The sequence below is a fragment of the Chryseosolibacter histidinae genome, assembly GCF_018598225.1.
In the GTDB taxonomy this organism is placed as follows: domain Bacteria; phylum Bacteroidota; class Bacteroidia; order Cytophagales; family Cyclobacteriaceae; genus Chryseosolibacter; species Chryseosolibacter histidini.
Genome location: NZ_JAHESF010000017.1, coordinates 78,064 through 99,300, shown reverse-complemented (window position 1 = coordinate 99,300; position 21,237 = coordinate 78,064). Strand labels below are relative to the sequence as shown.

Here is a 21,237-nt window from a genome sequence, read left to right as displayed (position 1 = left end):
CAATGAACTGATGAAAATCCGAGTCGTTCCCGTACTGCTTGTGCTGGCCATGCTGCCTTACCTGAGCTCCTGTAGTTTTAAGCAAGCCGACGCCACGGCATCCGACCAGGGCATCGCTACCGACTCGGCCACAATAGCCCTGGGGCAAAACACTTTTACACAGAACTGCAGCGCGTGCCATAACTTCAGCAACGATGGCATCGGGCCGCAGCTAGGTGGCATTACATCGGCAGTCACGGCCGATTGGATCAGAAGTTTCATCAGGAATCCCGAAGCGGTGATCGCTTCGGGAGACGAGCGGGCGGCGATCCTGCATGAGAAATATAAGACCGTGATGCCTTCTTTCGCCAGCTATACAGACGAGCAGATCAATGGCATCATCGCTTACCTGCATACCCGCAAATCGAAGAAACGCAAACCCGACCATCCCGATGCGTTGAAGGATCCGATTCCCGAACCGATCGCCATGTCAGACCTCGTTGTGGAGATGGAGCTGGTAACGCAGATCCCCGCGTCGAGCCAGGAGGGGCAGCTCACCCGCATCTGCAAGCTCGACCATCAGCCTGGCACCTATGCGCTGTTCGTGGTCGACCTTCGTGGCAAACTTTATCAGCTGCAGAACAACCAGCCTAAGTTGTACATGGACATGCCGGCCCTGCGCCCGAAGTTCATTCACCAGCCGGGTCTTGCAACAGGGTTCGGCAGCTTTGCTTTCCACCCGGAGTTTCAACGGAACGGCCTCCTGTACACTACCCATGTGGAAGGCCCGGACGCGGGCAAAGCTGATTTCACTTACAACGACTCAATTCCAGTAACCCTGCAATGGGTGCTTACGGAATGGAAAACGCCAACGCCGGAAGCGTTCCCCTTCAAAGGTGAGGGCCGCGAGCTGCTCAGGATCAACATGGTTGGTTCCTACCATGGTGTGCAGGAGATCACCTTCAACCCGCTGGCCAAACCCGGCAGCGAAGACTATGGTTTGTTGTACATCGGTATCGGCGATGGCGCCAGCGTGGAGAAAGGTTATCCTTTCCTGGCGCACAGTCCGAACAGGATCTGGGGTACCATCATCCGCATCGATCCTGCGGGAAGCAACAGCGCCAATGGAAAATACGGCATCCCCCAAACCAACCCGTTCGTAAACCGTGCCGACCCCAACACCGTTCGTGAGATCTACGCTTACGGATTTCGCAATCCTCATCGCATCTCGTGGAGCAGGGCCGGACAGATACTCGCTTCCAACATCGGCCATCATAACATTGAAGCGCTCAACATCATCTTACCCGGCCACGACTACGGCTGGCATACACGCGAAGGTACTTTTGTGATGGATGCCAACGCCAACATGAGCAACGTGCTGGCCTTGCCGTCAGACGACGCAAAGCTCGACGTCACATATCCCGTGGCGCAATATGATCATGATGAAGGAAACGCGATCTCCGGTGGTTATGAATACTGGGGAACGGCCATTCCTGAATTGAAAGGTAAATACCTGTTCGGCGATATTGTGAAGGGCAGGCTGTTCTATGTAGAGATGAAAGACCTGAAGCTGGGAAGCCAGGCGAGGATCAGCGAATGGAAAGTGACGCTGAACGGATCACCCCAAACGTTGACAGCGCTTTGTGGTGCGAAAAAGGTTGACCTGCGATTTGGCCGCGATCATTCAGGAGAAATTTATATCCTGACGAAGCCCGATGGAAAAGTGTACAAGCTCAAAAAGGCAAGGCTTGCGAAAGAAGGTGTCTGATTCGAAGAGCAGAATTACCCATTGCAGATAACGCATTTCCGATAGGAGATGAGACATTTCCAATCGAAGACGGAATATTTCCAATGGAAGACGGAGCATTTCCTCAAGGAGATGAAGCATTTCCTTAATGAGATGAGGCATTTCCGATAGGAGATGAGACATTTCCAATCGGAGACGGAATATTTCCAATAGAAGACGGAGCATTTCCTTAAGAAGAAGGGGCATTTCCTTAAGGAGAAGGAGCATTTCGTTAAGGAGAAGGAGTATTTCCTTAAGGAAAAAGAGCGTTTCCAATAGGAGTTAGCGCATTTCCGACCGGGGATACGGCGATTCCAACCAGCGATAGAACAGTTCCATTGAAGCAATACTCTTAATTTAACAATATGAGCAAGATCAACATCCCTTCAACAACTGCCACCCGCAGACAATTCATAGGAAGCGCTGCTACGGCTGTGGCGGGGCTCGCCTTCAGCAAGTCTGTGTTCGGAGCGCCAGCCATCATTACCAACCTCGGTAAACCCAACTCAAAGTTCAACGGCGTTCAGATCGGCGCCATTACCTATTCGTTCAGGTCATTGCCTGTGAATGCAGAGCAGGTGCTTAAATATTGTATCGATGCCAATGTGAGCGCCCTGGAGCTGATGGGCACAACAGCTGAAGCATTTGCCGGAGCACCGAACACGTCAACCGAGCCAAGGCCGGCACCACAAGGCCCGCGACCGACACTCACACCCGAGCAGAAAGAAGAACAGGCCGCAAAGGCAAAAGAGCTCGCAGCATGGCGCGCCTCCGTGAGCATGGACAAGTTCAAGCAGCTCGCCAAAATGTATAAGGATGCTGGCGTGAGCATCTACGCATGGAAGCCCAGCGCGCTGGGAGCAAACAACACCGATGCGGAGATCGACTACGCCCTGCGCGTGGCAAAAGTATTGGGTGCCAGCCACGTCACCGTAGAGCTTCCGAACGATCCGGCACAGTCCAAACGACTCGGTGCGCTCGCGGACCAGCATAAGATCGCGGTAGCCTATCACGGTCACCTGCAGCAAACCATCACCGCCTGGGACGAAGCCCTGGCACAGGCCAAATACAACGGACTCAATTGTGACATCGGGCACTACGTGGCCGCGGGCTTCGACCCAATACCGTTGCTCGAACAAAAGCACGATCGCATCTACAGCATGCATATCAAAGACCGTAAATCGAAAGAGAACGGTGGCGCCAACATGCCCTGGGGCGAAGGTGATACACCCATCGCGAAGGTGCTCCAGCTGATGAAGAAGAACAAATACAAATTCCCGGCAACCGTTGAGCTCGAATATGACATCCCTGAAGGCTCCGATGCCGTGAAAGAGGTGGCGAAGTGTGTGGAGTTCTGCAGGAAGGCGTTAAGTTGAAAGTTTGAAGTTTTAGGTTTAAAGTTTCAGGTTTAAAGTTGGAGAATCGAAGGAAAGTTTGCGATCCATAACTTTAAACTTTAAATTTTAAACTTTTAACTTCGGATGAGCGGAGAGGAGGATTCAACATATTGGGAGCAATTCAGAAGAGGTGACCAGCAGGCCTTTTCTGCGATCTACTTTGCGCATTATAACAGTCTCTATTATTATGGTCTGAAGATCTGTGGCAACACTGATACCGTTAAAGATACCATTCACGAATTATTCTTCCGGCTCTGGAACAACCGCGAAAATGCAGGTGACGTAAAGTCTGTCAGGTTCTACCTGCTCAAGGCGCTGAAGCGTGATCTCGTGCGCCGTTTAGACCGCGACAAAAAACGCATCACACTGCACGCGCTCTCCGCAGAGGTCGATATCGAATTTTCACCGGAAGATCTGCTCGTGCAGACGGAGGCGGACGATGCCCAGAAGAAACTTTTTGCAGACCTGCTCAACACCCTGCCCAAACGCCAGAAAGAGGCGCTCTACCTCAAATATTATGAGGATCTCAGCAACGATGAGATCGCCGAGATGATGTCTATGAACTATCAGTCGGTGGCCAATCTCCTGCAGCGTGGCCTCAAAACCCTGCGCGACAATATAAAAATGTGGCTCCTGGCTTCCTTTTTATATCATTATTACGCCTGATAAAAAAAATCGGTATTTACTGAGTAAAAAATATAATCTCGTGCCTCTTGGGGTGGAAATCATGATTATACCCCATAAAGGCATGAAACCAGAAAATGTAAATTCACCGGAGAACCTGTCCGAATACGGTCTCCTTCCAAAGCCAGCCGCGCTGCAAGATCTCCCGGCCCACGCTGAAAAGAACAGCCTTTCTGCCGAAAGCCCTGCACCCGCCAGCGGTCCTGTGAAAACGGCGGAACCTGTTTCAGTTGCCGCAGCGGCACGCCATAAAAGCATCACTATTCTTTAACGATAGCACCCTTCCGGAAGGGAGCGCAACTGACGCAAAAAATTATTCTCTACAATGAAAGACATTGAGCACTATACACTTGAAGACCTGATCCAGGATCGATCCTTTATCGAATACGTGGAAAAAAGTAATGCGGAGTCCATCAGCTTCTGGGAAGCGCAGCGCACCGGGCATCCGGATAAACGCCAGATGTTCGACGCCGCGGCATGGGTTATCAAAGGGCCGACCTTCAACCGCAAAACGCTGCCCGACCAGGTAGTGAATGCTGAGTGGCAACGCTTGTCGGATGCTATTAATAGGGGAGCGCAGCAGAACACTTCACCCTGGTACCGCTACCGCTGGGCAGCGTCCGTGGCCGCGCTCGCGTTTCTCGCAACTTTTGTCTGGCTCTTTGTTTTGAATCGCGACATCACTCATGCTACAGCTTTTGGAGAAATAGCAGAAGTATCACTTCCTGACGGATCGTCGGTGATGCTGAATGCCAATTCCAGGCTTTCGTACGCCGCCAGCTGGGCCGACGATGAACCGCGCGAGGTGTGGCTCACGGGCGAAGCTTTTTTTGAGGTGAAGAAGCGGAACACTGCCGATGGCCGTTTTATTGTGCATTCAAAAAATACACGGGTGGAAGTGCTGGGCACCTCGTTCAATGTGAACAACCGCAAGCAGGAGACCACCGTGGTGCTGAATACCGGTAGGGTGGCGCTGCAAAAAGATGATGACCGCGATACCGTGCGTGTGATGATGAAACCGGGAGACCTGGTCACCCTGTCGCCTGTTACCAACCGTGTGAAGAAGCAGCGTGTAAATCCCGAGATCTACTCGTCTTGGAAAGATCACAAGTTCATCTTCGACAACACGCCGCTGTATGAAGTGGCGATCCTCATCGAAGAGAATTACGGCAAGGAAGTGCTCATCCGTGAAGAGTCGCTGAAGAACCGGGTGCTCTCGGGAGAGATCCCCGTGCCGAGCATCGATGTGTTGCTGGAGGCCCTTTCACGCTCTTTCGATATCAAAGTGACGCAGAAAGACAACCAGATCATTCTCGAAAAGAAAATGTGATCCTTACCTGAAGCCTTAACCACTACCTATGAAATATTTCTACATTGCGTTTGCTTCACTTGTCTTGCTGCTCTGTTGTAAGAGCAACGGCGTCGCCCAGGCCGATGAGCAGCTTACCCTCACGGAGGCATTGAAGGCAATCCAAAAAACTTATAACGTATATTTTCTTTACGAGGCATCGAACCTCCAGGGAAAGACTGTTTCCAAAAGTGCGCTGGTACTTTCGGGCGACATTGAAGATGCGCTGAAGCCGGTGCTTGCTCCGTTCCGTTTCAAGTGGGAAAAGATCAATGGCAACACGTATGTGGTTGCACCGGATAAGAACAATGCGGGAACGGATGATAATTCGGGCGCAGCATTTCCGGGCGCCCCCGTGGCCTCTGGACTCACTGCCAGCAGGTCAGGTGCTTACATCAAACAGACCGTCAGCGGAAAGGTGACCCTGCACGACGAAAATAACGCCGGCGTTCCCGGGGTGAACATCTATGTGAAAGGAACTTCCATCGGTACCTTCACATCCATTGATGGAACCTATACCATTGAAGTCCCTTCCGTCGATGCAGTGCTCGTGTTCAGCTTCATCGGTTACAAAACCGTGGAGGAGACAGTAGGGGAGCGCACGGTGATCGATGTTTCACTGGTACAGGATATCACAACGCTGGGAGAAGTGGTGGTCACTGCCATTGGCCTCGAGGCAGATAAACGGCAGCTGGCCTATTCCATCCAGAATGTAAATGCAGAGCAGGTTGCCAATGCGCGGGATGCAAACCTCGTCTCCGCCCTCAGCGGCAAGGTGGCCGGTGTGCAGGTCACGTCTTCGTCAGGCTCGCCGGGAGCTTCGGCAGCCATCCGTATCCGTGGTAACAAATCGTTCCGCGACACCAACAGCCCGCTCTTCGTGGTGGATGGCGTGCCCGTTGACAATGGGATCTCCGGCAACGGTTCTACCGGCGTGGATGTTTCCAACCGGGCCATCGATTTTAATGCCATGGATATTGAGTCCATGTCGGTGCTGAAGGGGCCTGCAGCCACCGCGTTGTATGGCATCCGCGCCGCCAATGGTGCCGTGGTGATCACCACCAAACGTGGTAAGAAAAGTGCCCCGGTGATCATGCTCACGTCATCTTATTCGCTCGACCAGGTAAACAAGCTGCCACCGAGGCAGAGCCTGTATGCGCAGGGAGCTCCTTCAGGCGGTGTATACGCTTACATAGATCCGGGTACTTCAAGCGCCGCCAACATCAACTCGTGGGGGCCGCTCATCAGCGAGCTGGAGTTCAACAACGAAAACCGTTATCCATACGATCGCAACGGTCGGCTTGTGCCCAGGGGTACCGGCAATGGCAATCCCGCGAAAGCGTACGATCCGTATGAGACCTTCTTCGTCAACGGGCATACCCTTGACCATAACCTGTCAGTATCGGGGGGAAACGACCTGGTTAAATATTATGTTTCGGCGGCCAAGCTCGATCAGACGGGCGTTGTGCCTAACGCAACCTTCCAGCGCACATCGTTCAGGTCTAATGTGGATGTGAATCTCTCGCCGCGATTTACACTGGGCACTTCGGCCATGTTTGTGAACTCCGGTGGCGACAGGGTACTACGCGGCAACATGGTATCAGGTGTGATGTCAGGCGTGTTGCGTACAACGCCCACGTTCGATATCGGCAACGGTCTTCAAGGACGCAATGCTGCAGACGATCCCACAACCTACCAGCTCAGTAATGGCGAACAACGCGCTTTCGCCTGGAATGCCAGCACGGCCAACGTGAAGTACGATAACCCGTTCTTTACCGTGAACCATGCGCCGTGGAGAGACAATGTGAACCGGTTCATGGGCAACTTCAGCCTTGGCTATGAGATTGCCAAAGGTATCAAGGCACAGTACAAGGTGGGGGTCGACCATTTTACCGACCGCCGCAACTCGGCCATCGACGTGAACTCGGCGTCGGAGCCTTATGGCACCGTCTCGCAATCTGTGCGAACAAACACCGATATCAACTCAGACCTGATGCTGCTCATTCACCGGCAGCTGAACGAAAACCTCGAGCTCAATGCCACGGTTGGCCACAACTTCTTCAGCACCCATTTCGTCACGCAAAGCGCCTCCGGGAAAGAGCTGGTCATTCCGGGTTTCTACAACATCCTGAATGCAAAAACGGTTACTTCTGACGAAAGCATGACCCGCCGAAAAGTTGCAGGCTTGTATGCCGACGTCAAGCTTTCGTACAAAGATCTTTTACTGCTGAACCTGAGTGGCCGCAACGACTGGTCTTCCACGTTGCCCAGGGCTAACAACTCGTTCTTTTATCCCGCCATCAGTGCTGGCCTCGTGGTTTCGGAGCTGTTGCATCTTCCGGCGCAGCACCTGCTTTCGTATGCCAAGCTGCGGGCGTCCTATGGCCAGGCAGGGAACGATGCCTCTATTTATGCCACCGGAACTTACTACGATGGCGCGGTGCTGGATGGCGACGACATCATTGGCGGTGTGAACTTTCCCGCCTATGGAACAACCGCTTTCGAGCGCAGCTCGGTGCTCGGCAACAACAAGCTTCGCGCGGAGTTGTCTACCACGTATGAGGCAGGCGCAGACCTTAAATTCATTAACGGAAGGATCGGCGTGGATGTCACCGCTTACAAGATCGTTTCAGATGACCAGATCGTCACGGCGCTGGTAGCGGCACCGTCGGGTTACGCGAGCTACCGGAAGAATGCAGGAACCATCGAGAACAAAGGGATCGAAGTAGTGTTGTCCGGGATGCCCATCGAGCAGAAGAACTTTACCTGGGAGATCGTGGTGAACTTCACGCACAACCGTAACATTGTGACTGACGTGCCTGATAATGTTGAATCCATTTCGCTGGCTTCCTTTACGGGATTATCGTCACTGATCGTTGAAGGACAACCGTACGGTGTTTTGTATGGTACCAAATATAAAAGGAATGAGGCGGGTAAGCTTATCATTGGAAACGACGGCTGGCCTGTGATCAACGATGTGCAGGGCGTTGTGGGCGATCCCAATCCCGATTGGTTGTCGGGCATTACCAACACACTTACCTATAAGAGCCTTTCGTTCTCGTTCCTCTGGGATATCCGCAAAGGTGGTGACATCTGGAACGGAACCCGTGGCTTCCTGAACTACCTGGGCATTTCGAAGGAGACCGGCGAGCAGCGCACCATCGAGAACTTCGTTTATGACGGCGTTACCGCCGAAGGGCAGGTGAACACCACGCCGGTAGATTTTGCCAATCCCGTGAACGGCCTCACCGGAATCCGCTGGAGAAGGTCCGGCACGTATGGTGTTGCCGAAGATGTGATCGAGGACGGATCGTGGGTAAGACTGCGCAACGTGTCGCTGAGCTATACATTTCCCAAGTTCAGGACGGCAAACCTGCTGAGTGGTGCAAAGCTTACCCTGTACGCCAAGAACCTGCTGCTCTTCACATCCTATACCGGCATCGACCCGGAAACAAACCTGCGGGGTGCTTCGAGCGACGCCGGTTGGGACTACTTCAATATGCCGAATACCAAAAGTTTTGGCGCAACCCTTCAATTCACCCTGAAATAAAAGAATCATGAAGCGATATTCGATCAAGAGCTGTTTTCTGATGCTGCTGATACTGATGGCGTGCGACTTCGGCGACACCAACACAGACCCTACACGCCTCCAGGATGTGGATGTCTGGAACATCCTGCCCGCCGCGCAGGCACAGTCTGCCCGCAATGCCGGCTCCATTGGCGCGCGGGTCACCGGCACCGTGATCCAGCATTTCAAAGGCACCAGCCTTCAGCCCGAGAGTTATATGAACTACGTGCTGGACGAGAACATCATCGACGACTACTGGCGCACCGGATTGTATGTAGGCGCGATGAAAGATTGCAACATCATCATCCAGAAATCCAACGCACAAAACCTGCCGCATTACCGCGGTGTGGCCAAAGTGCTGATGGCGTATAACCTGGCACTGGCCACTTCATTGTGGGGCGATGTACCTTACAGCGACGCGTTCCAGGGCGAAGCCAATCTCACACCGCTTTATGACACACAACAGGAAGTTTACGCAACCATCCAGCGACTGCTGGACGAGGCCTTGTTTGACTTCGCACGGTCTCCCGGGCTCTTTGCACCGAAGGCCGACGACCTGGTCTTTGGTGGTAACATGGCACGGTGGGCTGCCACGGCCAGGGCGCTCAAGGCGCGCTATTATCTTCACCTGACAAAGGTTGACAACGACGCAGCCGTCAAAGCGCTCACGGAGCTGGCCATGGGAAGCATTGGCAGCAATTCCCTGCAGCCTGACTTCCCCTTTGAGAATACCCCCAACGGTGGCAACCCGCTGGCTTTTTTCGCAGTTGACAGGGCAGGGCAGATGGAGCTGGGCACATACCTTGTCAATTTAATGACCTCGCGCAACGATCCGCGTCTCACGTATTATGGCGCCAGGTCCGGAAGCGTCTACGACATCTCCGGCACCGGTGTTTTCTGGACCACGTACACCACACCCATTCCACTCATCTCGTACGCAGAAGTGGAGTTCATCAGGGCAGAAGCTTACCTGCGCCTGGGCGATGACGTGAAAGCGGCAGAGTCGCTGAAGAAGGCTATCACCGCCAACATGACCCGCATCGGCCTGACGGAAACTGCTTACCAGAATTATGTCAATACACAGGGAGCGTTCAGCGCGCAACAAACGTACGAAGACAGGCTGAAGCAGATCGTGGAGCAGAAATACATAGCCCTGTACGGTCAGGGTACGATCGAGGCTTGGGTGGATTACAGACGCACGGGGTACCCGGTGCTGACGCCAACACCGAACGCACAGACCAGCTTCTTCAGCGAAGGTGTGCCGGTGATCCCGCGACGGTATCTCTATCCGCAGAGCGAACGCAGTGCCAATCATGCGCATTACCTCGAAGCCATCGAGCGCCAGGGAGGCCACAAGCTCGACAACGATCTGTGGGCGTTTAAATCGAACTAGATAAAGAACAGATCCATAACCTGAAGGATATGAAGAATTTTTATACAATGAAACTGAAGGTATTGTGCGGGATAATGTTTGTGCTCGCTTTCAGCAATGTTTCAACAGCGCAACTGATCATTAACGAGGTTCTGCCGTGGCCTGCAGGATCGAGCGCGCCCACCCCGGTGGATGCGAACAATGATGGAACGACCAGCGCCTTCACCGATGAGTTTGTTGAACTGGTGAACGTGAGCGGCGGCACGCTTGACATCAGCGGATGGTCTGTATGGGACGGCCCCTCAGGCTCTAACCGGTTTACATTTCCCTCCGGCACCATACTGGCAGCAGGAGAGGCCATCCTGGTCTTTGGTGGATACACAGGAACCGCGCCGGCCACCTTCAACGGGAGCCGCCTGTTTTTAGGAACAACACCTTCTGCGGGGTTAGGCCTGGTCAACACCGGCGATGCCATCGAGGTCAGGAACGGTGCCACCGTGATCGATACCTATGCGTACCCTTCTGCTACCAGCGGAACATCTTTCGTCAGGTCAACCGACGCCGATGGTACAAGTGCCTTTGCAGCGCACCTCACACTCAACGGTAAGTTCATCTCACCCGGAACAAGAAAAGACGGTACACCCTTTATTACCAAAGTTAAGTTTGCGTTAACAGCTGACTCAAAGAACGAGAACAGTGGGAATTATAACCTGGTTGTGGCGCTGGAAGGAGCTTCGCCAACGGTTGCCACCACATTTGATCTGGCACTCACTTCCGCCCACAATGATGATGTTGACTTTCAGGTTACCCATACCGTTGCCGCGGGAGAGACACAGGTCACCATTCCCATCACCATAGTAGATGACGCACTGCTCGAGGGAAACGAGCAGCTTACTTTTGCCATTCAGAATGTGTCAGGCGGGATCGGCGCTGTTGCATACACGCCTTCTACTTTTACACTTACCTTGCTGGACAACGATGTTACCAGCGTGTCTTTTGCATCAGCTTCGGCTACTGTGGCCGAGGGCGCCGGTACTTACCAGCTCACACTGTCCATTCAGTCACCTTCGCCAACGCTGACCACTTCCGTGGAAGTTGCGATCACCACCAGCAATGCGGCTGCTGATATTACCTATAGTACACAGCTGGTGACCTTTCCTGCCAACAGCTCTGCTAATCGTACGGTGACCGTTACCATCGTAAATAACACCGAGGTGGAGGCGGATGAAACGTTTACGTTCAGCCTGCAGAACCAGAGTCAGCCTGGCGGAAGCGCGGAGATCGGCGCCATCAGCACGTTCACACTCACCGTTGATGACGACGACGTGTCACCGTTGAAGATCAACGAGTTCTGCGCATTCCCCTCGGCCAGTGGCACGGGTGTGGATGCCAACGGCGATGGCAATATCAATGGTAATAATGACGAGTTTATCGAGCTGGTGAATGCGGGTGCCAGTAGCCTCGACATCGGTGGCTGGGCGATCTATGCAGGCTCACCTGCAACACTGCGTTTCACCTTCGATGCCGGCACTGTGCTGGAACCTGGCGAAGCGCTGGTGGTTTTCGGAGGATGGCATACCGGGCAATCGCCGGCACCTTTGAAGATCGGCGGAAGCCGTGTATTCTTCGGCGTGGTCTCCGGCACGGCCAATACAGGATTGGGTCTGAGCAACACGGGAACAACCATCCAGGTGAAAAATGCGCTGGGTGTTGTTCAGACAGCATACACCTACGCCGAAGCGGAGACCGTCAACAGTGTGTCGCGGGTGCTGGACCCGGAGGTCACTGGCAACGCCTACATCGCGCATCCCATGCTGGCAGGGAAGACAATTTCTCCGGGTACAAAAGCGGATGGTACAAATTTCATTGATGCAACACTTGTGTCGTTCAACGCCGGCAGTGCTTCCATACATGAGGCCGATGGCACATACACCCTGAAGATTACTATTGCTCATCCACATGCCATCAACGCTACGTCGGCAACCGTCGTGCTCACCCAGGGCGATGCTGCCGACCTGAACGGATATCAGCCGGCAACGGTGAATTTTGCTGGAGGTGTATCTACCGATCAGACAGTAACAATCACACTCCATGACGATGCCATTGCGGAAAGCAACAAGGTATTTACATTTACGCTGCAGAATGTGCAGGGCGGAAGCAATGCTACGGTAGGCGCCATCAGCACATTTACCCTTACCGTTGCAGATGACGATGCCGTTCCCGGTCAGCTTCTCGTGATCAATGAGATCCACCCGCGCCTGGAGCTTGCACCGAACGGAGATACCAACGGCGATGGCACGCGCAGCACCACCAACGATGAATTTATTGAGTTCATGAACATTTCGGCAGGAGCGCTCGACATCAGTGGATGGCGGGTGATGACCGGCTCGGGCACGGGAACACTGCAGCACATTTTCCCTGAAGCTACGGTAGTGCCTGCCCGTGGTGCGGTGCTTCTGTTCGGAGGACCAGATCCTGACGAAGGTGCTTTCGGTGGGTCGGTGGTGCAAACAGCGGATGATGGCACCGGCGCCATAGGCCTGTCGCTTACCGACCAAAGCGCTACAGTAAGGTTGCTGGACGCATCCGGAGTCTTGCAGGATGAGGTGACCTACTTCAGTGAATCGTCGTCCTTTGCGGGCATTTCGATCACAAGAACACCCGATGGCGGCGCATTTACATTCGATGCACAGCAGCGCGCCATTGCCAACCACCCCTCGGTGCTGCTGGAAGACGGCAGGCAGCATCAGCATTCCGCAGGTTTCAAGTCAGACGGCACACCATTCATCGAGATCACGGGTACCACCGTGCAGTTCGCTACAGTGGCCGGTGGCCGTTACGAGCAGGACGCTTCGCCTTCGCCCGTGGCAGTGACCATTGAGCGTGCCCATGCCACGCAATCCACCACGCTGGAGATCGGACTGGTGTCTCCGGATCCTGACAACGAGCTTTCATTCTCGCCTTCTTCGCTCACCTTTGCGCCTGGCGAATCGGAGACCCAGTACATCAACATTGTTATCAACGACGATCAGTTGCTGGAAGGTGACGAGGTGTTTGTGCTGCAGATCAAAAATGTAAGCGGGGGAGACCACGCTGCGCCCGGCAAGAACAAGGCCTTCCAGTTCCGCATCTACGACAACGATATGCCTGTGATCTTTAACGAAGTGCACGCGGCACCCGCCTCCGACATCAGCGGCGATGCCAACCACGATGGTGCACGGAGCGCTTCCGAAGATGAGTTTGTGGAACTGGTGAACGTTACCGATCAGGTGATCGACATGGGCGGGTGGAAATTATACAGTGGCACCGATGTTCTCCGCCACGTCTTTTTGCCTGGCACAAAACTGGAACCGCGTAAGGCGCTGGTCGTTTTTGGCGGTGGCATTCCCCTAGGATTCTTTGGTGGAAGTAAATTTCAGCTGGCCTCGGAAGGAGGACTCGGGCTCACGGACAATGGCACAGCGCTTGTACTGCGAAACAAGGCTGGCGAGCTGCAATCGTCCTTCACGTATGGTACCGATGGTAACATCAAACAATCGCTCACAAGAAGTCCCGACATCACCGGTTATTATGTACCGCACTCGCAGGCCGAGAATGCCAATGGTATCCTGTTCTCTCCAGGAATAAAAGCCAATGGCTGGCCTTTTGGCGATCTCACAACGGGAATTTCAACGAAGGGAGTAGCTGCCGTCAGCTTCTATCCGAATCCTGCCAGGACCTCCGCCACGCTCGTGACAATGCAGGCCGATCTGCCGTTCGACTATGTAATTGCAGACGTGACCGGTAGAACAGTAAGGCAAGCTCGTGCGATCACAGGCGAAGCAAGCATTGATCTGGAAGGGCTCAACGAGGGCCTCTACTTCTATACCGTGCGAGGAACCGGAAACGGAAAAACACTGGGCAAGGGAACCTTTATCGTGATGCCATGAAACAATTCTTAGGAACAATGTGGGTACTACTGATAACAACGGCTTGCCTGTGCGCCATGACCCCGCTTGCGGAAACCGGGCGTGACACAATACAGAAAGACCTCGTGAAAGTAGATCTTCAGTCGCGCCGGATCCATTCTTTTGATAACGGTGTTCATTTCTCCGGCAATTTTGCAGGGGCAAGGCTGGGCACGCCGCTCAAGGTCAACGATTCGGTGTTCCAGGTGAATATAACGCCAGAGAATGAGCCTATCAACAAGAGTCCGTGGTACGCTTTCAAGCTGTGGAGTGATCGCCGGAAGGATGTGTATGTAACATTGCATTACACCTATGGCACGCACCGCTACCATCCGAAGCTGAGCACCGATGGAAAACGTTGGAAGGACATGGAGAAGTCGAACGTGACCACGAGCAACGAAGATGTAACACTTCGTTTCACCACAGGTGCGGATACCTTGTGGGTTGCGGCGCAGGAGCTGATCCCTTCATCAGAGGCCTTGTATTGGGCGGATAGCCTGGCTGATAAATTTTCATCGCTGAAAAAACGGGTCATCGGATACAGTATCCTGGATCGGCCTGTGGTTTCTTTTCGCATCGGCGATAAGAGAAACGCCAATACACTCGTAGTGCTCTCACGGCAACATCCGCCCGAGGTCACGGGCTACCAGGCCATGCAGGCTTTCACGGAGCGCATACTGGCGAAGAACAGGCTGTCGTCCAGGTTCAGAAAAAAATTCGATGTGATCGTGATCCCTTCCATCAATCCCGATGGCGTTGACCTGGGGCACTGGCGTCACAACGCAGGCGGTGTTGACCTCAACCGCGACTGGGACAAATTTCTCCAACCCGAAACACGCGCTGTGAGCGGTTACCTGAAAGCGCTTGCCGCGAACGGTGATGCGTTGCAGTTCTGCCTCGATTTTCACTCCACAGAGGAAGATGTGTTCTACATCGTGACAGAAGAAAAACAGTCCATCACCCAGCGCTGGCTGGCGGCGATCCAGCGGGCAATTCCTGACTACAAGGTCAACCAGAGCTTCCATGGCATCGGATCGGCTACCTCCAAGAACTGGATCTACAAACAGTTCGGCGCAGAAGCGGTGACGTATGAAGTAGGTGATGGAACGGACCGGCAACTGCTGAAACGAATAGGAGAGACGGCCGCAGATGAGCTGATGAAAGTATTACTGGAAAAAACATCCGGAAGAAAAAATAAAAAGTGATCATGAAGGATATGAAAAAATTGAAGACGGCAACGGTTGCCCTGGGCCTGGCAATACTTTTAACAGGATTGACGTACTGCTCACAGGAAGTGGGACTGCCGGCGGGTAAGATCGTGAACCCGTATGACTCTACTAACTTTACCCCGACCCCGGGAGAAGTTTTCTACGGCACGGGTAACTACACGGAGTACATTGCAGGCGATGATGCCAGCCGCATCATATTGTCGGCGCCCCACGGCGGTTATGAAACACCTGAGAGCATTCGCGATCGCACATCGGGTGTGACCGACGCCGACCGTTATACACAGGAGCTGACGCGCACCATTGCCGACTCTATCCTGGCGCGTACGGGCATCAGACCCCACGTGATCATCAACAAGCTGCACCGGAAAAAGCTCGACCCCAACAGGCCGATCGGCGAAGCCGCCCAGGGTGACGCCATCGCACAGCAGGCCTGGAGAGATTACCAGTATTTTCTTGCCTACGCCCGTGCAAAGGTCGTGGAGAAGATGGGCGAAGGATTATACCTCGATATGCACGGCCATGGCCATGCCATTCAGCGAATTGAAGTAGGATACCTGCTGGGCAACGCGGACCTGGCAAAAAGCGACGAGCAGCTGAACGCGCTTGCCTCCAGCACCAGCATCCGCGCGCTTGCCAGTCGCTCCACTTTGCCGTTCTCACAACTGATCAGGGGTGACAACAGCTTCGGAACGCTGCTGCACAAAGCTGGCTATGCTGCGGTGCCGAGCGCCCAGGACCGGCATCCCGGCATCGGCGTAGATTATTTTGAAGGTGGCTACTGCACCCAGACCTATGGCTCGCTCAAGCAAGACGGTGTCGACGCCATCCAGCTTGAATGTTACCGCACCGGCCTGCGCGACCCCGAACAGAGCCGCAGGGCATTTGCAGGGAAGCTGACGGATGTGATCGTTGATTATTTCAATGCTCATTATCAGATTGACATCAGGAAGGATTAGCAGAGTCCACGGACCACAGTCGACGGTCCACAGCCGGCGGCGTTGATCCGCATAGTCGTTACAGGCCCGGGGTGTGTTGGCGGCGTTTGAGTTGAGGTGTATTGCCGTGGAGGTGGACCGTGGACCATCTCCCCATTTTCAGGGATAGGTTTTGAAGCCAGGTCTTTTATATTTGTAGTTATTGACCTTACCACAATGATCAGGAATTTATTGCTTTTCTCTTTGGGCGCAGGGCTCTGTGCTTCTCTTTTTTCCGGATGCGCTTCTAAAGCGGAGACAGCAGCCACCGAGAACCTGTCGGCCATCGAGAAGGCCATCCTGAACGACAAGGAAAGTTTCTATCACATCGATTTTAAGAAATACCCCGAGAAAAGGAACATACTTCCCGTTGGCGTATTCGATTCGGGCACCGGCGGACTCACCATCCTGAATGCGCTGCTTGCCTTCGACGCGCATAACAATGGTAACGGTGCTTCGGGTAGCGATGGCGTGCCCGATTTTTCGAAGGAGAAGTTCATCTACCTCGCAGACCAGGCCAACATGCCTTACGGTAACTACTATGCCCAGAACAAGTCTGGGTTGCTGATCGAGCACATTCTCAAAGACGGCCAGTTTTTGCTGTCAGACAAATATTACCAGGACAACAAGGCCACCAATTTTAAAACTGACAAGGAACCTGTAAAGGTTATTGTCGTGGCCTGCAACACGGCAACAGCGTATGGCAAAGAGACCCTGGAGGCATTCATCCGGCAAAGCGGAGCCAATATCAAGATCATCGGTGTGATCGATGCCGGGGCTAGGGGAGCGTTGGAAGTGTTCTCGAAAGAGGAGAGCGGTTCCATCGGCGTGCTGGCTACCGTGGGTACCATTGCTTCCAAAGGTTATGAAAAAACGTTGCTGAAGCTGAAGGACGAGCTGGGATACAAAGGCAACATTATGATCTTCAACCGCGGTGGCTATGGGATGGCCGAAGCCGTTGACGAGGAGAAGGAATTTATAGACCGCAACGCCAGCACTCCACGCACCAGTTACAAAGGCCCGTCGTGGGCGCACCCCGATTACACCATCGACAAAGCGCTGCTGGATGTTTACAACTTCAACTTCTCGCAGAACAAGGTGCTGTGCGATAGCAAGGGCAACGGCGAGTGCGAGATCCTGCAGCTCAACTCAGCCGAGAACTATGTACGGTATCACCTGGTGTCGCTGATGGAGCAAATGCGTAAAACACCCGATGCCCAGCCACTCAAAGCGCTGCTGCTGGGATGTACCCACTATCCATACCTTACCGGAGAGATCAGGCAGGTGCTTGGCGAGCTGTACAACTACAAGAAAAACGGCGCATACGTATACCGAAGCCTGATGACCGACAGCATCAAGCTGATAGACCCGGCTGTGAATGTAGCCAAAGAATTGTATGCATTCATGCAGGAGCAGGCGCTGTTCAACGCGGCGGGCTCCATGGACAGCAGCGAATTCTACATCAGCATGCCGAACCTCACTAACAAAAATGTGATCACTGACAGCCTCGGCCGTTTTACCTACGAGTACAAATACGGCAGGAACGAAGGAGAGATCCAGGAATACGTGAAGATGGTACCGTTCAGCAGGCAGAACATTCCGCAGGAGACACTGGAGCGACTGAGCAAAATGATCCCCCAAACCTACAGCAGGATCATTCGCTTTAATGAAAGCAATCCGAAAACCTCTTTCCTGCTTCCGGAGCAACGGATCACGGTGAACCAGTAGAGTCCACACGTAAATCAATAGTCGTCAGACCACTGCGCGCAGTCGGCGCGTTGTCAGTGGTCCGACGACTATCCTCCGCAAAAAAAGCCCCTTCTCCGTAAGAGAAAGGGCTCCTGGTTTCATTTCCCAGCCTACAATAGTCACACGGCTTGTCTGTGGACCGTGGACCGTCGACTGTGGACTCTTCAAGTTACTTCTTCGGCAACGTGTCCTTATAAAACGCTTTCACATCTTTATTCATCTGTACCAGCGATGGCTTATGGATATACACCATGTGGCCTGACGGATAATACTTAAAGCTGATGTTGTTCCGGAGCGAAGGGTCGAGGAACATGTGGTCAACTGTGTATTCCGTAGCAAAGAAAGGTGTTGCCAGGTCATAGTATCCGTTGATGATAAGCACCTTCAGGAACGGGTTCTTGTGGATGGCATTGCGCAGTGTTTCCGAGTTGTTCAGGTAGCTGTTCTGCACGTTGCTGTAGTTCCATGGCCGCACCCTTCCGGTGAGGATCTCGTAAGGCAGATCGATCTTCACTTTCAACGTTCTTCTGAGGTGGTCGTTGATGGCCATGGCATAAGGTCCATAGATCGCAGCGCTGTAGCTCGGATCGAATTCGTATTGTTCGCCAGCGTCGTCATAGTCGAGGCCTATGAAACGGCCGTCAAGTCTTCCTACGGTCTGGCCTTTCTCGCGCAGCAGCTCTTTTACGAACCGGGAGATGGCAATGCGGTAGTTCGACTGTGCAAGGTATTTTTTCGAGAGGCCGGTGTAGCGGTTCAACTTGTCGGCAACCTGGTCTTTCTCCTGCTGCGTCAGGCGGTCACCCTTCATCAGCATGGTAGAATACTCGCCGATAGCGTACTCCCTTACTTCTTTCAGGAACGCCTCGAGGTCGGAAGGTTTCTGGGGCAGGGCATTGTGGTAGGCTGCAATGGCCGCGTACGTAGGCAGGAACAGCGCATAGGGCAGGTCGTTGCCTTTTTCAAAGTTGGTGGTCTGGAAGTTCATGATGGACGAGATCAGGATGATGCCGTTGAGGTAAAATCCATAGCGGTCCTGAAGGTAGCCTGAAAGTCCTGCTGAACGTGTGGTTCCGTAGCTTTCGCCCGAGAGGTATTTAGGCGAAGCCCAGCGCTCATAACGTGACGTGTAAGCCCTGATGAAGTCTCCTACGGAAGCAAGGTCTTCCTGGTATCCGAGAAACTGTTTCTTGTCTTCACCGTCTGCGGGACGGCTGTAGCCTGTTTCAACGGGATCGATGAACACGAGGTCGGATACTTCGAGCCAGGTGTCGGGGTTGTCTACGATCTCATACGGTGGCGACATCGATTCACCGTTGTCGGTCATCAGGATGCGCTTGGGGCCGAGGCCACCCATGTGAAGCCACACAGACGCGGAGCCAGGGCCACCGTTGTAAATGAACGTGATGGGCCGTTCTGCAGGCGTTCTGGTGCCATCCAGTGTATAGGCTGTATAGAAGATCTTGGCTTTGGGCTTTTTGTTCTCATCGGTCATATGCATGTATCCAGAAGTGGCCGTGTACGCCAGCACTTTGCCGTTGGCGGTGAGCTGGTGTTTGGTAACTGACACTTCATCGTTTCCGGCGATGGTCTGATTGGGTGCCGCGGTAGCGGAAATGGATTGTGCCTGTGCCTTAAAAGAGAACACAGCGCAAAGGAAGATCGGGAATAGTAGTCGTCTCATGTTTAATTAAAGAATTATAAAAATGTTCAATGGGTTATGAGCAATGAATATTACTTGAGCGGTTGTTTTAAAAAGCGAAACGCCTGGGTTTTTCCAGGCGTTTCGTTGTTGTTACCGGTATGCTGAATTTTGCAGCAGGTTGGTATTGGTGAGTACTTCTACGTTAGGGAAGGGGAAGACCTGGCGACGGGCGTCTGTCAGTGCGTAAGATGACTGACTTCCCTTGGAGCGCTTCACATTCGTGAGCACTGTCAGCGCCTTGCCTGTACGGATCAGGTCGAACCAGCGATGGCCTTCACCGATAAACTCGAGCTTGCGTTCTGCAAGGATGGCAGTGCGCAGCTCATCCTGTGTGGCTGCTGTGGTGTTGCCGATGCCTGCGCGTGTTCTCACGGCATTGAGGTCGTCAGCAGCTCCGGTGAGGTTGGTTCCGATCTCGGTCCTGGCTTCTGCACGGATCAGGTACATTTCTGCCATGCGTATAACCGAAACGTTGTCAATGTTACCAGGGGTGTTCCACTTGGTAGTGTAGTACGTGTTGGTAGTGCTGTTCTTTGCTGTGAGCTTTCCACGTGCGTCATTGGCATCAGCGGTCATTTCCAGGTAAGTGGCATCATGCAGCGCTACGCCACCACGGCCCGAAAGCGATGTAGGATAGTACCAGTTTCTCAGTCCGCTTACGTCATTGTTATTGTACTGCAGCTCGAAGATAGACTCAGCCGTATTCTTGGTCCTGAAAATGTTTTCAAAAGGAACAACCAGGCTGAACCTTGTATCACTGATCACCAGGCTCGCATAGCTCTCTGCCTGTGCCCAGTTCTTCTGGTACAGGTAGTAGCGGGCGAGCAGTGCACGGGCAGTTGCTTTTGTAGGCCTTGCCTTGGTCTGCAGGTTATCCGTGCGGGTTTCTGGCAACAGGTTCAGTGCGGTCAACAGATCCGATTCTACCTGCTGGTAAGTTTCCGTCAGTGTGGTGCGTGGAGCATAATCGGAAGGGCTGATCCCGATGGAAGGTGTCAGTTTTATGACAACACCAGCTTCCTCATAACCACCGGGGATGCCTCCAAAGAAGCGGGCCAGCTCAAAATAGGCCAGCGCCCGCACAAAATGCGCCTGTCCCATCAGGTCGTTCTTGGTTGCCTCAGCACCTTCAATGCCCGGAACTTTGGCGATGATGTTGTTCGAAATGTCAGAGCACCTGTACAACACGGTATAAAGATCCGATACTTCCGAGTTATCGGGTGTCTGGCTGAACTCATCAATGTTGATCAGCGCATCCCAGGTATCGATCTGTTGTGAAACATCAGAGGCAACATCGGAGAGTACCTGAACGTGCCAGTCATAAACGCCCTGAAGGTTATTATACAGGCCATTCACTGCTCCCTGGGCGGTGCTGACATTGATAATGGCCTGATCTGTATCTATCTGTGTAACGGGGTTCAGTTCGAGCACGTCGCACGACGACACCACCATTAAAGCTGAAAATCCTAATGCTATTATTTTCTTTTTCATACTTGTTC

The 21,237-nt window shown here is 53.3% G+C and carries 13 protein-coding genes; 11 read left to right on the top strand and 2 right to left on the bottom strand.

The annotated features are described in order from the left end of the window. The first annotated feature begins 10 nt into the window (after window positions 1-10). The 11 genes from KK083_RS17875 (at window position 11) to KK083_RS17825 (ending at window position 18,012) form a co-directional block, all read left to right on the top strand. Window positions 11-1,747 carry a PQQ-dependent sugar dehydrogenase gene (locus KK083_RS17875; protein ID WP_254165540.1) on the top strand — a complete coding sequence of 579 codons (1,737 nt, stop codon included), beginning with the start codon at window positions 11-13 and terminating at the stop codon, window positions 1,745-1,747. A 383-nt stretch (window positions 1,748-2,130) separates the two neighbouring features. Next, a complete protein-coding gene (locus KK083_RS17870) occupies window positions 2,131-3,141 on the top strand; it encodes a sugar phosphate isomerase/epimerase family protein (RefSeq protein ID WP_254165538.1) in 1,011 nt (336 codons plus the stop codon). A gap of 105 nt (window positions 3,142-3,246) precedes the next feature. After that, on the top strand, window positions 3,247-3,828 hold the full coding sequence (locus KK083_RS17865; RefSeq protein ID WP_254165536.1) for an RNA polymerase sigma factor: 582 nt from the start codon (window positions 3,247-3,249) through the stop codon (window positions 3,826-3,828). Window positions 3,829-3,910: 82 nt separating this feature from the next. After that, a complete protein-coding gene (locus KK083_RS17860) occupies window positions 3,911-4,117 on the top strand; it encodes a hypothetical protein (protein ID WP_254165534.1) in 207 nt (68 codons plus the stop codon). A gap of 54 nt (window positions 4,118-4,171) precedes the next feature. Continuing rightward, window positions 4,172-5,176 (top strand): FecR family protein, encoded by a 1,005-nt coding sequence (locus tag KK083_RS17855; protein WP_254165532.1) that lies wholly within the window; start codon window positions 4,172-4,174, stop codon window positions 5,174-5,176. Window positions 5,177-5,204: 28 nt separating this feature from the next. Continuing rightward, window positions 5,205-8,744 (top strand): SusC/RagA family TonB-linked outer membrane protein, encoded by a 3,540-nt coding sequence (locus KK083_RS17850; protein WP_254165530.1) that lies wholly within the window; start codon window positions 5,205-5,207, stop codon window positions 8,742-8,744. Between the two features lie 7 nt (window positions 8,745-8,751). Continuing rightward, the gene (locus KK083_RS17845) at window positions 8,752-10,155 is read left to right on the top strand and encodes a SusD/RagB family nutrient-binding outer membrane lipoprotein (protein ID WP_254165521.1); all 1,404 of its coding nucleotides are present in this window, start codon (window positions 8,752-8,754) and stop codon (window positions 10,153-10,155) included. Between the two features lie 29 nt (window positions 10,156-10,184). Further along, on the top strand, window positions 10,185-14,063 hold the full coding sequence (locus tag KK083_RS17840) for a lamin tail domain-containing protein (RefSeq protein ID WP_254165519.1): 3,879 nt from the start codon (window positions 10,185-10,187) through the stop codon (window positions 14,061-14,063). Beyond that, on the top strand, window positions 14,060-15,286 hold the full coding sequence (locus KK083_RS17835; protein ID WP_254165517.1) for a M14 family metallopeptidase: 1,227 nt from the start codon (window positions 14,060-14,062) through the stop codon (window positions 15,284-15,286). Before KK083_RS17840 ends, KK083_RS17835 begins: the two co-directional genes overlap by 4 nt. An 11-nt stretch (window positions 15,287-15,297) precedes the next feature. Beyond that, window positions 15,298-16,266 (top strand): hypothetical protein, encoded by a 969-nt coding sequence (locus KK083_RS17830; RefSeq protein WP_254165515.1) that lies wholly within the window; start codon window positions 15,298-15,300, stop codon window positions 16,264-16,266. A gap of 195 nt (window positions 16,267-16,461) precedes the next feature. Beyond that, complete coding sequence (locus KK083_RS17825) at window positions 16,462-18,012, top strand: glutamate racemase (protein WP_254165513.1); 1,551 nt, start codon at window positions 16,462-16,464, stop codon at window positions 18,010-18,012. A gap of 190 nt (window positions 18,013-18,202) precedes the next feature. On the opposite strand, the gene KK083_RS17820 is transcribed toward KK083_RS17825, so the two are convergent. After that, entirely contained in the window at window positions 18,203-19,717 is a 1,515-nt protein-coding gene (locus tag KK083_RS17820) for a S10 family peptidase (RefSeq protein WP_254165512.1), read from the bottom strand. A gap of 111 nt (window positions 19,718-19,828) precedes the next feature. Continuing rightward, window positions 19,829-21,229 (bottom strand): RagB/SusD family nutrient uptake outer membrane protein, encoded by a 1,401-nt coding sequence (locus KK083_RS17815; RefSeq protein WP_254165510.1) that lies wholly within the window; start codon window positions 21,227-21,229, stop codon window positions 19,829-19,831. Between the last annotated feature and the right edge of the window lie 8 nt (window positions 21,230-21,237).